Raw genomic sequence first — 13830 nt, 5'->3', positions numbered from 1 at the left:
GGCCGTAGATTCAAGGCATGCGCCTGCCGGACTGGAGAGCCGCGACCCCAGGGCCGCACTTCCCCACCATCGACGAAGTCGACTTCCGGGCGCTTTACTCGAAGACGAAGTACGTCGTGGAGACGGCGGACGGCTGGTCGCTGGTCATCACCCGCTACCGTCCGGTGAAGCAGCCCTTCCCGCAGCCGCTGTTCGGTGAGCCGCTGCTGCTGGTGCACGGCTTCTCGCAGAACCGGCACACGTGGACGAGCGGCCAGTTCGTGAAGAACCTGCTCTTCTTCGGGGTGGACATCCACATCCTGGAACTGCGCGGCCACGGCAAGAGCTCCATCGCCTTCCAGCGGGAGCGCGCCGAGCGCTTCAAGCGCCCCCTGCCTCCGGACCTGGACTACGGCTGGGACATCGACAGCTACTTCCTCTACGACCTGCCGGCGGCCGTCTCCGGGGTGAAGCGCATCACCCGCCGCGAGCGCATCTTCTACTGCGGCCACTCGATGGGCGGCATGCTGGGCTACGGCTACGCCGGCATCCACAACGACTTCGAAGGGCTGATGACCATCGGCTCCCCGGCGGACCTGGGCCGGGGCTTCATGCTGCTGCGCCTGCTGGCGCACGGCACGCCGCTCCTGGGCGGCATGATTGACCTGACGCTCGCCGGGCTGAACGTGAGCGGCAAGGTGGAAGGCGCCGGCCGCAGGCTGCTGGCGCGAGGGGTGGGGGCCCTGCACGCGGGGTTGGGCCGCAAGCTGCAGCCCCAGGAGCGGCGGACGCTTCGCTTCAACGCGATGCCGGTGGACCTCGTCCTCAAGTTCCTGGAGCGGCAGCTCGGCAAGGCGGAGGACTCGCCCCTCTACCAGCAACTGACCACCCGGCTGAACCGGCTCATCAACCCGGAGCGGGTGAGCGCGGAGGACATCCGCTGGCTGCTCCGCGAGGGTGGCGAGCGCGAGCCGCGCAAGGTGCTGGAGCAGTTCGCACGGTGGATTCGCCGCGGCGAAATGGTCTGCTATCGGACGGGCTTCGACTTCAAGCGCGGCTTCGGCCGCATCGAAGTGCCCATGGCCATCATCTTCGGGGACCTGGACCCGCTCGCCTCGCTGGAGTCCACCCGGAGCGTGTACCGCGCGGCGAAGAGCGAGTACCTCCTCTGGCGGCCGGTGAAGGGAAACAGCCACATCGAGCTGACGATGGGCCACGACATCCGGCAGATCTGCTACGACATCAAGAACCTCATCGAGTACGCCCGGACGCATCGCAGTCGCGCGCCCAGCCTCCCGCGCCTGCGGAAGTAGCGGGCTTCGTGGGGCCGACGCACCGTCCGGACGGAAAGTTGGAGGGAAGGGGACGCGTGCTAGCATCCCCGGGCTCTGTCAACGTGAACGGGAGTAGGCGATGAAGGCCTCTGCGGTGTGGCTGCTCGGTGTCGTGCTCGTGCCAGTGATGGCGCTCGCGCAAGCTCCGGCGGCGGACGTGAACACCATCACCGCCGTGCAGGTGAATGGCGGCACCGTGTCCATCACCGGCACGAAGAAGCCCAACTTCACCACCTTCACCATGACGGACCCGCCGCGGCTCGTCATCGACATCTCCGAGGCCGTCTTCTCCGGCGTCCCGGAAGAGGTCCAGGTGGGCAATGGCACCGTGACGGGCATCCGCACGGCCAGCTACGGCTCGGACGCGTCCGCCATCGCCCGCGTGCTCATCGGCTACGAGCGCGAGGTGGAGACGGACATCCAGGCCAACGGCAACCAGCTCGTCGTGAAGGTGGCGGGCGGGGGCGGCCAGGCCGTCGCGCAGGCGCCCGCGGAGACCCCGGCCGCCCAGCCGACCGCCGCCGCCGAGCCCGCCGCGCAGCCCGCCACGGACGGCACCGCCGCCCAGGCCGCCGCGGCCGCCGAGGCCGAGCGTCAGGCCCAGGAGAAGGCCGCTGCCCAGGCCGCCGCCGCGGCTGTCGCCGATCGCCAGGCCCAGGAGAAGGCCGCCGCCGAGGCCGCCGCCCGCGCCCAGGCGGACGCCGACGCGGAGAAGAAGCGCCAGGAAGAGGCCCGCGCCGCGTCCCAGCGCCAGGAGGAGGAGGCCCGCGCCTCCGCCCAGGCGGACGCCGACGCCGCGAAGAAGCGTCAGGAGGAGCAGGCCCGCGCCACCGCCCAGGCCGCCGCCGACGAGAAGAAGCGCCAGGAAGAGGAAGCCCGCGCCACCGCCCAGGCCGCCGCCGACGAGAAGAAGCGCCAGCAGGAGGAGGCCCGGGCCGCCGCGAAGAGCACGGACGAGGAGCGCCGCGCCGCCGCCCAGGCCGCCGCCGACGAGAAGAAGCGTCAGGCGCAGGCCGCCGCCGAGGAGCGTCAGGCCGCGGCCCAGGCCGCCGCGGACGAGCGCCGCGCCCAGCAGGAGGCCGCCGCCGAGGAGCGCCGCCAGCGCCAGGAGCAGGCCCGTGCCTCCCGCGAGAGCACGAAGCAGGAGAAGCTCGCCATGGCGGAGCCGCGCGCGCGGACCCCCCGCGAGGTCTCCAGTGGCTCCGACGCCTCGGTGGAGGTGTCCTCGCGCCGCAAGACGATGACGCTGGTCGGCTTCCAGCAGCAGTCCGGCGTGTCCCGCGTGTTCATCCGCACCAACGAGCCGGTGCGCTACACGGCGAGCGAGGATGGCCGCTCGGTGGTGGTGGAGCTGGAGAACACCCGCATCGACCTGAGCAACAACACCCGCCCGCTGGACACGTCCTTCTTCAACTCCCCCGTGACTCGGGTGGAGGCGGACTCGTCCGGCCGCGCGGTGCGCGTCACCATCAACCTCCGGGGGCAGGTGCCCTTCCAGGCCCGCCAGGAGGGCAATGTCATTTCGTTGGACTTCCAGCGCACGGGGCGCTGAAAAGGGCACGCCGCGCGGCCCGGGCGCGGCATACCCTGCCCCTGAATGAGCATCCTCGTCCCGCTCGCTGCCGCGCTGCTCGTGTCGTCGGCGCAGATTCCGCTCGCCACGCAGGTGCAGCTGCCCACCGGTGAGACGGTGGAGCTGGCGGCGGACTTCGTCACCTACGAGGCCGACAAGCAGGTCCTCACCGCGCGCGGCCACTGTGAGCTGCGCACCGGGGACATGCTGCTGCGCGCCGACGAGGTGACGTACGACGAGGCCGGCCAGGTGGCCACCGCCTCCGGCAACGTCATGTTCGTGGGCCCCGGCGGCATGGCCGCCGTCGCCGACTCCGTGCGCGTGGACATCCGCTCCTTCGAGGCCAACCTCCAGGGCGGCCTCTTCATGCAGAAGCGGGGCGTCACCCTGGAGGCCATGCTCTCGGCGAAGACGCCGCAGGAGCTGCGCGCCATGGGGGAGACGCCCGTCATCATCAGCGGGACGCGCATCCGCCGTACCGGGCCCAACTCCTTCGTCGTGGACGACCTGGCCTTCACCCCGTGCGAGTGCGGGCCCGGCGAGCCCAGCTGGCGCGTGGAGGCCAGCGCCGCCAACGTCGTCCTCGGCGAGCGCGCCACGCTGAGCTGGCCCGTCGTCTATGTGCGCTCCGTGCCCGTCTTCGCGCTGCCCTGGCTCTACCTGCCGCTGGCGGAGCGGCGCTCGGGCCTGCTCATCCCCAAGCCCAGCACCTCCAGCCTCAACGGCTTCGCCCTGGAGCAGCCCGTCTTCTTCACCCTGGGCCGCAGCTACGACACGACCCTCACCCCGGGCTACTTCACCGGCGGCGGGCAGGAGGACCATGCCATCTACGACCCGAGCCTGCAGAACGCGGACGGGACGCAGGGCGGCAACGTGCTCCTCAAGGAGCCGCGCCCCTTCGGCGTGGAGGGCCCGCGCCTGCTCACCGAGTTCCGCTACGTGCCCAGCGAGCACTCCCGGGGCCGCGTCACGCTGGGCGTGCTCTACGACAGCCGGCCCGTCAGAGATCCTCGCGACGCGTGGTTCTACCGGCAGCTGGTGGATGGACAGCGGACCCCGCTCCTCTACACCGAGCCGCGCGGCCTGCGCGGCGAGGCGTCCTGGCAGCACACCCAGGAGCTGGGCAGCGGCTGGTACGACCGGGTCGACGCGTCGTTCGTCTCGGATGGTTTCTACACGCGCGACCTCACCGCGGACATCATCGCTCGTGAGTTCCAGTACCTGCGCAGCACCGCCGCCCTCTACAAGCGCGAGGACGAGCTCTACGCCGGCATGGACGTGTCGCTGCGGCAGGACATCCGCTGGGGCTACCGGTTCTTCCAGACCGACCGCATCCCGGACAACGCCACCACGACCACGCTCGCACTCGAGGCCCCTCCGGGCACGGTGCTGAAGGGCCCCAACACCTTCCAGCGCCTTCCCGGCATCACCTTCGCCCTGCCCGAGCGCCCGCTGCTGGGCCGGCTCACGGGCGGACTGCGGATGGAGTACTCGCGCCTGGCCCCGTTCCTCAGCCGCCTGGGGGATGAAGGCCTCGACGGCATCTTCCAGCCGGACGCGAGGTACACGCCCACCTGGACCTCGCCCGAGGCGGGGACCCGGCCCGAGGACCCGCAGCAGTCCGACGGCCTCTTCAACGCGGCGGACCGCGAGGCGAGAGACCGCGTGGACTTCTCCCCCCGGCTGTCCACCTCCTTCGGCCTGGGCTCCTACGCGCGCGTGACGCCCTCGCTCGGGCTCCGGCAGGACCTCTGGAAGGGGGAGGTCTCCGGGAGGACCTTCCAGCGCGGCTACCCCATTGCCGGACTGCTGGTGGACTCGCAGGTCGCCACCACCTGGTCGGGCAGGGCGGACGCGAAGTACCGGCACGCCATCTCCCCCTCGCTGGAGGTGCGCTACGTCCCCGGTGGGTGGGGGCGGGTGCCCACGGTGGGCGGCTCCGAGGACGGCCCGCCGCAGCTCTACGACGAGGTGGACGCCGCGGTGCCCCTGCATCCGGACGGCCGGACGCGCGGCTTCCTGCACGCCGTGCTCGCCGTGGACCAGACGCTGCGCTTCAAGCGGGGCACGAACACGCAGGAGCCCGTGCGCCTGCGCATCGGCCAGGGGTTCGACCTGACCCGTCAGGGCTCCAACCCCGCAAACCCCGACGAGAAGGGCCCCCTGCTGCGGGACACCTTCGCGCGCCTGAGCGCCGGGGCGGGCGTCCTCACGGCGGGCGGGCAGATCCGCATGGACCCGAACACGGGCCGCATCACCCAGCTCAGCGCGGACTTCAACATCGACAACGGGAAGGGCTCCGGCCTGTACGCCCGGTTCGACGACTACCTCACCTCCTCGGGGGCGGCCATCAACGCGGGCGCTGATCCGCTCGCCGTCGGGCCGGATGCCGTACGGCGGCGCCTGGACACCCTGGTAGGCAGCGCATCGTTCGAAGCGCCCGGTCTCCCTCCGGCCGAACGGGCTCAGACCCTCATCGCGGGTACGCGTTTGAAGCTCGGATTTGGGCTGGGAGTGCGGTACGAAGCCTATGTGCAGCCGTTGTACGAAGATCCAACCTCAAAAGAGTCAAAACCCCTCTACCAGCAGACTCTCGGCCTCTCGTACGGGCCGGCGTGTGACTGCTGGCGGATTGAAGGGGTGATGGTCCTACGCCGGGATTCGACGCCGGAATTCGGCGGCATCAACCTCAGCGTCGCAGGGTTCGGGTCCTTCGGTTCCGGCGGCTAGGAATCACCCGCCGTGCGTGGTGGTTCCACCAACCTCGAATCAGCCAGGAGATGTAATTTCGTGTCGGACCTCGGAAAACGAATTGGACAACGCATCCGCGAGCTTCGCACGCAGCGACCGGAGCGGTGGACGCAGGAAGAGCTCGCGGAGCGGGCCCAGATCAGCGTCTCCTTCCTTTCCATGATCGAGCGCGGTGAGCGTGTCCCCCACGTGGAGACGCTGGCCGCCCTGGCCAACGCGTTGGGCGTGAGCCTCGGTGAGCTCTTTACTGGAACGGAACAGACCCTTGCTCAGACGGAGGACCTGCTGCGTCCCCTGTCTGACTTCGCACGTGCCCGCGGCCTCACGGCCCGGGATGTGGACCGCCTGCTCGGGGTCGCGCGGGTGATGTTCAGCGGTTCCGCCGCCTGACATCCCCCCACCAAGGCCAGGCCCGGCTCGCAATGGGACTCCGGTCTTCCTGTCCTGTCCTTGACTGGACGGCAGGTCGCCCGGGAAGATGCAGGGGATTCGCTGTGCGACGCCTTCGTACAGCGTGCTTCCTTCATCATCTTCAAGGAGTTTCCGCTGATGCGTCCGGGTCTGGCCCCATGGGTGGCCTTCGCGAGCGTGGTGTTCGTGGCGTGCTCGCCGCCGGCCCCCGCCACACTTGAGTTCGTGGACCAGTCACCGGCCCAGCCGCGACTGGGAGAAATCACCACGCTGCGCTTCCGAGCGGTGGATTCTCGTGGTCAGCCCCAGGCTGGCACGAAGGTCTCCTTCACGCTGCAGTCGGACGTGCCTGGCGTGGAGCTGTCGCCCGAGGAGGGCACCACCAACAGCGGGGACGGCATCGTCTCCGTGCAGGTGGTGGCCCGGGGTGGCCGCGTAGCCTCCGTCGTCGTGGTGGCCACGGCCACCGGTGGCGAGGAGACGAAGACGGCGGTGAGCCCGGTGGTGAGCTTCGCGGGCGCCAACTCCAGCTCCCGTCAGCTGACCTTCCAGTGCGGCTCGTTCTCCGGTGCCGGCTCCGGCCTGCACCACGCCATCGGCGCGTGGGACGAGACGCGCCACCTCATTGCCGGCGTCAAGCTGCGCTGCATCGCCCACGTGGGTGACCGCAATGGTGACGGCATCACCGGGGCGCAGGTGTCCTTCCTCACGGAGGCGGGCACCATCGGTCCCAGCGCGGTGTCCTCCACGGACGTGGTGGGCAACGCCGAGGCCCTCTACAAGTCCTCGCTCCCCCTGCCGGAGGACGTGTCCCCGGAGAGCTTCACCTGGGAGCCGGTGAAGGACGCCACCCACACCGGTGAGTACCTCGCCCCGCTGTGGATGCACCCCTTCCTCTGGGAGGAGAACCCGCTGGCGGCCTACGGCACGACGCCCCGTCCCTACGAGGTGCGCCCCGAGCCGCGCCGCAATGACCCCATCCGGCCGGGCATCGTCAACAACCCGCGCGACAACCTCGTCTCCATCATCGCCATCACCAGCGGCGAGGAGGCGTACGACGACAACAACAACAACGGCCAGTGGGACACGGGCGAGCCCTTCGTGGACCTGACGGAGCCCTTCGTCGACAACAACGACAATGGCACGTGGGACCCGCACGAGCGCTACGTGGACACCAACGGCGACGGCAAGTGGAATGGCAAGAACAACCAGTTCGACGCCTCCACGCTCATCTGGGTGCAGGAGCGCATCCTCTGGACGGGCTGGCCGCACGGGCTGGACGCGCCGCAGGTCTTCCGGCAGATCCGCCCGCTGCCCGAGGCGGACCCGGCGACCTTCGTCATCGAGCACTTCGGCTCCCAGACGGTCCAGTTCCTCGTGTCGGACCCCTGGTACAACCGCATCGCCCAGAACGCGGAGGACGACGGCTGCGTCGGCGGTGCGTCCGGCCCCGTCACCGTGGCGCCCACCATCACCGGCATCGCGCTGACGTACCCCTCCTTCAAGTTCGAGAGCTACTCGGTGGACGACGTCCACGAGCAGCCCGCCGACGGCCCCGCGCCGCCGGAGAGCGTCCCGCCCGTGCCCTGGGAGGTGTCGCCGACCTGCTACTACACGGCTGCCCAGCTCGAGGGTCACAAGGTGGGCATCGTCGGTCCGCTCATCAAAGGCCGCGTGAAGTAGACGCGGGGTGTGAAAGGGGCCCGGGGCACGCCGCAACAAGGCATTGACCCCGGGGCCCCTCCCTCCGTAGGGTCGGCCCCCCGGCCGATTGGCGAATCAACACCCCCGGGGGAGGACGTCGTGGGTCAGCAGAGCAAGACGGCGGCGGACAACGGCTCGCGAGAGAGCGAGCGGCGCCGCACCATCCTGCGCGCGGCCATCGACGTGTTCGCCCGCAAGGGCTACCACGGGTGCCGGATTGCTGACGTCGCCAAGGAGGCGGGCGTCGCGTACGGGCTCGTCTACCACTACTTCAAGAACAAGGACGAGCTGCTGGAGACGGTGTTCGACACCGGCTGGAGCGGCTTCGTCACGCGCGTGCGCGCGGTGGTGGAGACGGAAGGCACGCTCGCGGAGAAGGTCCGCGGCATTGTCGACGTGGCCTTCGAGGCCTACCGCGTGGACCCGCGCGCGGTGAAGGTCCTCATCCTGGAGATTGCCCGCAGTCCGGCGGGCTCCCGCGTCAACCGGCAGACGGCCTTCGTGGACGCCATCCGCCTGAGCTCCGGGCTGTTCGCCCAGGCGCAGGCGTCCGGCGAGCTGCGCGCGGACATGGACCCGCAGCTGGCCTCCGCGCTCCTTTTCGGCAACATCGAGATGGGGCTCACCGCCTTCGTGGTGGGGCTGACCGACTCGCGCGACGGCGCCGCGCTGGAGCGGGCCAAGGCGCAGATTGCCGACTCGTTCCTCCACGGCGTCCTCACGGGCGCCCACGGCGAAGAGGTGCCCACATGGAAGTCGTCGGAGAGTCCGCCGGAGAAGTCCGCTACGAAGTCCAGGGCGCCCAAGCGCACCTGACCATCGACCGGCCGAAGGCCCGCAACGCACTGTCGCCCTCCGTGGTGCGGGGGCTCATCTCGGGCCTCGAGCGCGCCGACGCCGACCCCGCGGTGCGCGTGGTGGTGCTCACCGGCGCGGGCGAGAAGGTGTTCTGCGCGGGTGGAGACCTGGGGCAGATGGCCGGGGACGAGGGCTTCCTGTCCACGCACGAGGGACGGCGCTCCTACGGGCGGCTCCTCTCGCGCTTCCAGGAGGCGCGCAAGCCCACGGTGGCGCGCGTCAACGGCCACGCGCTGGCGGGCGGCCTGGGGCTGGTGCTCGCGTGTGATTTGGCCGTCGCCGTGGAGGGCGCGGACTTCGGCACGCCCGAAATCGACGTGGGCCTGTTCCCGATGATGATGATGGCGCTCCTGCAGCGGCACGTGGGCCGCAAGCGCGCGCTGGAGCTGGTGCTCACGGGTGACAGGCTGCCGGCGCGCGAGGCGCTGGCGCTGGGACTGGTCAACCGGGTGGTGCCCGCCGCGGAGCTGGACGCCTCCGTGGGGGCGCTGGCGGGGAAGCTGGCCGGCAAGAGCCAGGCGGTGCTGGCGCTGGGGCGCCGCGCCTTCTTCACCGCCGAGGACCTGCCGCTGCCCGCGGCGCTGGAGTTCCTGGCCTCGCAGCTGTCGCTCAACGTGCTCGCGGACGACGCGGGCGAGGGCATCTCCGCGTTCCTGGAGAAGCGCCCGCCGAAGTGGAACGACCGCTGAGCGAAGCGCGCGCTACGGCGTGCCGAGCTGGGTGGACCCGGAGGCCATGCCGGGCGTCGCGGGCGGGAAGAAGTCCAGGCGCAGCAGTTGCTCGCCGTCCACCCAGAGGTCATCCACCTTCACGCCCCAGTGGAGGTGCGGGCCGGTGACGCGGCCGGTGCTGCCCACCTGGCCCAGCGTCTGGCCCTGCTTCACGCGGGTGCCGTTCTTCACGCCGATGCGGGACATGTGGAAGTACGAGGTGTAGAGGCCCGCGCCGTGGTGGACGATGACCGTCTTCCCGGAGGAGTAGTTGTCGCGGCTCATCACCACGACGCCGTCATTGGCGGCGAGGATGGGCATGCCCGGGTCCCCGTCGATGTCCACGCCGAAGTGCTGGCTGGACAGCTTGCCGTTGAAGGTGCGGCGGTCGCCGAAGGGCGCGGTGATGCGGTCCTGCCGCGGCCAGGCGAAGTTCTGCTCGAAGCTGGGCGCGGCGAAGGGCTGGGCGAAGGCCTTCGCGAAGGCGCGCCGGTCCGCGGCCATGCGGGCCTTCACGCTCGCGGGCGGCTCCACGTACTTGCCGGACACCTTCAGCTCGCGCGCGGGGTAGCCCGGCTCCACCACGTCCAGCGTGCCCGTCAACTCCAGCGGCGCGGCGCCCGGAGCGGCCGGGCCCAGCACCTTCACGGCCGCCGTGCCCGGGGCCATCTCCACCGACAGGCCCGTCACGGCCAGGAAGCCTTGGCCCCAGGGAAAGAAGCGCAGGGGGCGGCCGGCCAGCGTGCCCGAGGGCAGCTCCGCCATGCCCCGCACCATCACCATCACCGGGTCGCCGGGCTTGGCCGCGCCGGGCAGCAGCGACAGCAGGGGGCGGCCCTCGGCGAGCGGCTGCGACTCGGGCACGGGAGCGGGAGCGGGGACCGAGGGCGCGGGCGCCGGGGCCGGCGCGGCGGCCCGGGCCTTCGCACCGAGGGCGAGCAGGGCGAGCAGCAGGTAGGGCGAAGCGGAATACTTCCGGCCAGCGGGGAGCGGAGGCATGGGCCGTTCTTACACCACGCGAGCGCGTCCTCTTCCCGCGGTGACGAGAGAAGTCGCCGCACGCCTGCTCCTCCCCCCGGAAGCGCTCGCCGTGCCGCCTGTCGTCACGCGCTCCGCTGGCTGCCCGGCGACGGACCGGTGTCTGCCTGACATTGTCGGCACTTGGACGAAGGGGCGCGCAAGACGCGCCGCCTGGAGGGCCGGAGGGGGAGCGAGCGGGCGGGGCATGTGCCGTCAAGGCGTACCCGGGGACCAGCGCGCTCCCTAGCTTCTGGACGGACTCGATTCTTGGAGATTCTCGGATGCCCCGTTCCTATAGCTACGACCACTTCCAGGTCCCGAAGACGCTGCCCGCGCAGAAGCGCAGCCTGCGCCGTGAGGACAAGGCGAGCTTGAAGAAGGCCGGCGCCCATCCGGAGCAGATGGGCAGCCATGAGGGCGTGCACTACGGGAAGAGCCACGCGCAGACGGAGGCGCTCTACCAGGCGCACCAGATGGAGGCGGAGCTGGAGGAGCTGGCCCGCCCCGAGCCCGACGCCAAGTTCTCCCACGGCCCTCGGTTCACCGCGCGCAAGGGGAAGACGCGCGCGCCCTCCCTGCGGGCCCAGACGCCCGTCATCGGGGGCACGGCGCCCATCGGCGCGCTGCCGCCCACGAAGGAGCTGCCTCCGCGCGGACGGCTGGGCGACTTGATGGACGAGGCGCAGCGCCAGCTGCAGGCCATCCAGGGCGGGCTGGGCGACGCGGCCAGGGCGGTGACGCGGCTGGTGTCGCTCCCCATGGAGGTGGCTCGGCTCGCGGCGCGTCGCTTCCACCTCGTCAACGGGTGAGCCGCGCGCGTGGAGCTGACCCTCGTTTCGTACAACATCCACAGCGGCATCGGGACGGACGGCCGGTTCGACCTGGGCCGCGTGGGCACGGTGCTCCGCGAGGTGGACGCGGACATCATCGCGCTCCAGGAAGTGGGGGACTTCCGCAACGTCACGCCGCGGGAGGACCAGCCCGAGCACCTGGCGGACCTGCTCGGCATGCACATGGCGTTCGGCCCCAACGTGGTCCGCAACGGCCGGCGCTACGGCAACGCGATTCTCTCGCGGCTGCCCATCCTCAAGTCGAAGAACTATGACCTGAGCGTGGGACGCCGCGAGCCGCGCGGGGCGCTGCGGTGCGACCTGGACCTGGGCGACGGCAGCCAGCTCCACGTCTTCAGCCTGCACCTGGGCTTGAGGCTGGGGGAGCGGCGCCGGCAGGAGGCGCTGCTGTTGTCCGCGGACATCCTCCGCGAGGCCGCGCGCAAGGATCCGCTCGTGGTGTGCGGGGACTTCAACTACCTGGGCAACGGGCCGGTGCCGTCGCTCGTGCGCCAGGCCATCCGCGACGTGGCCCTGGAGCTGGGGGCGGCGGCGCGCACGTATCCCACCCGGATGCCCATGCTGCGGTTGGACCGCATCTACGTGGACGCGGGGGTGCGCCCGGTGGACGTCCACCCCCACCGCACCGAGATGAGCCGGGTGGCGTCGGACCATCTGCCGCTGGTGTTCCGGTTCGAGGCGCCCATCGCCGTGGAGACCCCCCTCTCTCCGCCGGTGCAGCTCATCGGCTAGCCTTGCGGATGCCGGTGGGCGCGTTCAGTGGCCGACGCTTGCGAACGCCGGACAGATCCGCCGTGACATGGTTGTCGCGCGGAGGTGGGGTGCCTAGGTTGGCCCCCACCCGTGAGGACGTGGGCGCCGGCCGGAGAAGCAAATGCACGTGGGGAGTGAACAGACCGAGCGCGGAATCTCCGCGCTCGTCGGGCGCATGGCGGACGGTTTCAGCCGCCTGGTGACACAGCACCTGCAGCTGGCACGGCTGGAGCTCGCGGAGGATGTGAAGGCCACCGGCCTGGACGTGGCGATGATTGCCGCCTTCGTGCCCTTCATCCTCGTGGGCTATGCCTTCGTGTGCGGGGCCATCGCGGCGCTGTTGTCGACGTGGCTCGGCTGGGCCGGGGCGCTTGGTGGGGTGGGGCTCATCAACCTCGCGGGCGGCGCCGGTGGTGCGCTCTGGGCGGTGAAGCGGCTGCAGGCGCGCCGGGTGATGGACGACAGCACGAGCGAGCTGTCGCGCAGCATGGCCGCGCTGACCCACTCCGCACCGGCCGCCTCCGTGAATACGCTCCGGGGCGCCAACAGCGAATTCTTCAAGGAGCCGCAGAATGGCCGCTAGCAATGGACTGCCCAAGTCCGCCAGCCCCCAGAGCGCCGCCTCGCTTCGCGCGGAAATCGAGCGCACGCGCGCCGAGCTGGCCACGTCCGTGAGCGCCCTGCGCGAGGAGGTGGCCGTGGCCGCCGACTGGCGTCAGTGGGTGCGCCGTCATCCGCACGCGTGCATCGGCGCGGCCTTCGTCGTCGGCTTCTGGCTGGGCTCGCGCCGGTAGCGCGCGCGACACTTCCCGAGTTTCACCCCCTGAAAAAAGAGGAGATGACTTCGATGGAGATGAATCCGCAGCAGGTGGCCGACAAGGCCCGGCAGCTCCAGGACCGCGTGGTGCCGCAGATTGACGAGGCCCGGCAGAACCTGGTGGACCTGAACAACCGCGTCGTGACGTTCATCCGGGCCAACCCGGGCACGTGCCTGCTGGGCGCGGTGGCCGTGGGCTTCCTCGTTGGCCGCATCGCCTCGCGCCGCTAAGCATTTCCGAAGGACACGAGAGGGCATTCATGACGACCTATCCAGGTGCAACGGGCAACGGCACGCCCCAGTCGCAGGACGACAACGCGGGCTTCGGACAGCGGGTGGACCAGATTGGCTCGGAGGCGCAGCAGCTCTGGACGGACGCTCGCGGCGCGGTGACGGACCTGGGCCAGACGCTGGACCTGCGGGGCCGCGTGGAGCGCAACCCGTACGGGATGATTGCCGCCGCGGTGGGCGTGGGTTACCTGCTGGGCGGTGGCCTCTTCACGCCGCTGACCGCGCGCATCGTCCGCCTGGGCGTGCGGCTGGCCGCGCTGCCGCTCGTCAAGGACGAGCTGCTGGGCATGGCCGAGCAGGCCTTCAGCGGCTACCAGGCAGGCCGTGACATGGCCGGCGGGAGGCGCTCGGAGAGCGCCACCTCGACGAACGCCACGAACGCTGGCACTCCGCGCCCTCCCAGCTACTAGGCTCGGGCGCTTTCCCAATTGCCGTCGCAGTACCCACCCCTGGAGTACAGAATGGTGAACCTCAACACCCTCAAGAAGATGGACAAGGACGACCTGCTGAACCTCATCGGCCTGGAGACCCGCCGCGACACGGCGGATACGCTCCTGCCGGTGCTGGGCGCCTTCGCGGCGGGCATCCTGGTGGGCGCGGGCCTGGGACTGCTGCTGGCGCCGAAGCCGGGCAACCAGCTCCGGGATGACCTGAAGCAGCGGCTGGCGAGCGGCCAGGAGTACCTGAACAACACCGTGGGCCGCGTCAGCGAGACGATTCAGCAGCAGGGCACGTCGCCGTCGACGCGCAGCACCTGAGTCCTGGCGGACAGCCGAGT

Annotated in this window: 15 protein-coding genes; 14 read left to right on the top strand and 1 reads right to left on the bottom strand. The window is 70.7% G+C overall.

What is annotated here, in order from left to right; translation table 11 throughout:
* Positions 1 to 17: 17 nt before the first annotated feature.
* From OV427_RS05155 to OV427_RS05125, 7 genes are all read left to right on the top strand, one after another.
* Positions 18 to 1292 carry an alpha/beta hydrolase gene (locus OV427_RS05155; RefSeq protein ID WP_267854995.1) on the top strand — a complete coding sequence of 425 codons (1275 nt, stop codon included), beginning with the start codon at positions 18 to 20 and terminating at the stop codon, positions 1290 to 1292.
* A gap of 100 nt (positions 1293 to 1392) precedes the next feature.
* Entirely contained in the window at positions 1393 to 2865 is a 1473-nt protein-coding gene (locus OV427_RS05150; protein WP_267854994.1) for an AMIN domain-containing protein, read from the top strand.
* 45 nt (positions 2866 to 2910) lie between these two features.
* A complete protein-coding gene (locus tag OV427_RS05145; RefSeq protein ID WP_267854993.1) occupies positions 2911 to 5616 on the top strand; it encodes an LPS-assembly protein LptD in 2706 nt (901 codons plus the stop codon).
* Between the two features lie 60 nt (positions 5617 to 5676).
* Positions 5677 to 6027 carry a helix-turn-helix domain-containing protein gene (locus tag OV427_RS05140; RefSeq protein WP_163996972.1) on the top strand — a complete coding sequence of 117 codons (351 nt, stop codon included), beginning with the start codon at positions 5677 to 5679 and terminating at the stop codon, positions 6025 to 6027.
* A 159-nt stretch (positions 6028 to 6186) separates the two neighbouring features.
* Complete coding sequence (locus tag OV427_RS05135) at positions 6187 to 7731, top strand: hypothetical protein (protein ID WP_267854992.1); 1545 nt, start codon at positions 6187 to 6189, stop codon at positions 7729 to 7731.
* 120 nt (positions 7732 to 7851) lie between these two features.
* Positions 7852 to 8568 carry a TetR/AcrR family transcriptional regulator gene (locus tag OV427_RS05130; RefSeq protein WP_267854991.1) on the top strand — a complete coding sequence of 239 codons (717 nt, stop codon included), beginning with the start codon at positions 7852 to 7854 and terminating at the stop codon, positions 8566 to 8568.
* Complete coding sequence (locus OV427_RS05125) at positions 8502 to 9299, top strand: enoyl-CoA hydratase/isomerase family protein (RefSeq protein ID WP_267854990.1); 798 nt, start codon at positions 8502 to 8504, stop codon at positions 9297 to 9299. The genes OV427_RS05130 and OV427_RS05125 overlap by 67 nt, the downstream gene beginning before the upstream one ends.
* Positions 9300 to 9311: 12 nt before the next feature.
* Here OV427_RS05125 and OV427_RS05120 read toward each other — a convergent pair whose 3' ends face one another.
* Positions 9312 to 10319: a M23 family metallopeptidase gene (locus OV427_RS05120; protein WP_267854989.1), complete on the bottom strand. Its 1008-nt coding sequence runs from the start codon at positions 10317 to 10319 to the stop codon at positions 9312 to 9314.
* Positions 10320 to 10621: 302 nt separating this feature from the next.
* On the opposite strand from OV427_RS05120, the gene OV427_RS05115 reads away from it, so the two are divergent.
* The 7 genes from OV427_RS05115 to OV427_RS05085 all read left to right on the top strand — a co-directional run bounded on the left by OV427_RS05115 (position 10622) and on the right by OV427_RS05085 (position 13810).
* The gene (locus tag OV427_RS05115) at positions 10622 to 11149 is read left to right on the top strand and encodes a hypothetical protein (RefSeq protein WP_267854988.1); all 528 of its coding nucleotides are present in this window, start codon (positions 10622 to 10624) and stop codon (positions 11147 to 11149) included.
* Between the two features lie 9 nt (positions 11150 to 11158).
* Entirely contained in the window at positions 11159 to 11923 is a 765-nt protein-coding gene (locus OV427_RS05110; protein WP_267854987.1) for an endonuclease/exonuclease/phosphatase family protein, read from the top strand.
* A gap of 142 nt (positions 11924 to 12065) precedes the next feature.
* The gene (locus OV427_RS05105) at positions 12066 to 12527 is read left to right on the top strand and encodes a phage holin family protein (protein ID WP_267854986.1); all 462 of its coding nucleotides are present in this window, start codon (positions 12066 to 12068) and stop codon (positions 12525 to 12527) included.
* Positions 12517 to 12738, top strand: a complete 222-nt coding sequence (locus tag OV427_RS05100) for a DUF3618 domain-containing protein (protein ID WP_267854985.1) — start codon at positions 12517 to 12519, stop codon at positions 12736 to 12738. Before OV427_RS05105 ends, OV427_RS05100 begins: the two co-directional genes overlap by 11 nt.
* Positions 12739 to 12791: 53 nt before the next feature.
* On the top strand, positions 12792 to 12992 hold the full coding sequence (locus OV427_RS05095) for a hypothetical protein (protein WP_267854984.1): 201 nt from the start codon (positions 12792 to 12794) through the stop codon (positions 12990 to 12992).
* Between the two features lie 29 nt (positions 12993 to 13021).
* Positions 13022 to 13462, top strand: coding sequence for a hypothetical protein (locus OV427_RS05090; protein WP_267854983.1), 441 nt, complete (start codon positions 13022 to 13024; stop codon positions 13460 to 13462).
* Positions 13463 to 13513: 51 nt separating this feature from the next.
* Entirely contained in the window at positions 13514 to 13810 is a 297-nt protein-coding gene (locus OV427_RS05085; protein ID WP_267854982.1) for a YtxH domain-containing protein, read from the top strand.
* The last annotated feature ends 20 nt before the right edge of the window (positions 13811 to 13830 follow it).

It is taken from the genome of Pyxidicoccus sp. MSG2, assembly GCF_026626705.1.
Lineage (GTDB): Bacteria > Myxococcota > Myxococcia > Myxococcales > Myxococcaceae > Myxococcus.
This window is presented reverse-complemented; position numbering and strand designations above follow the sequence as displayed.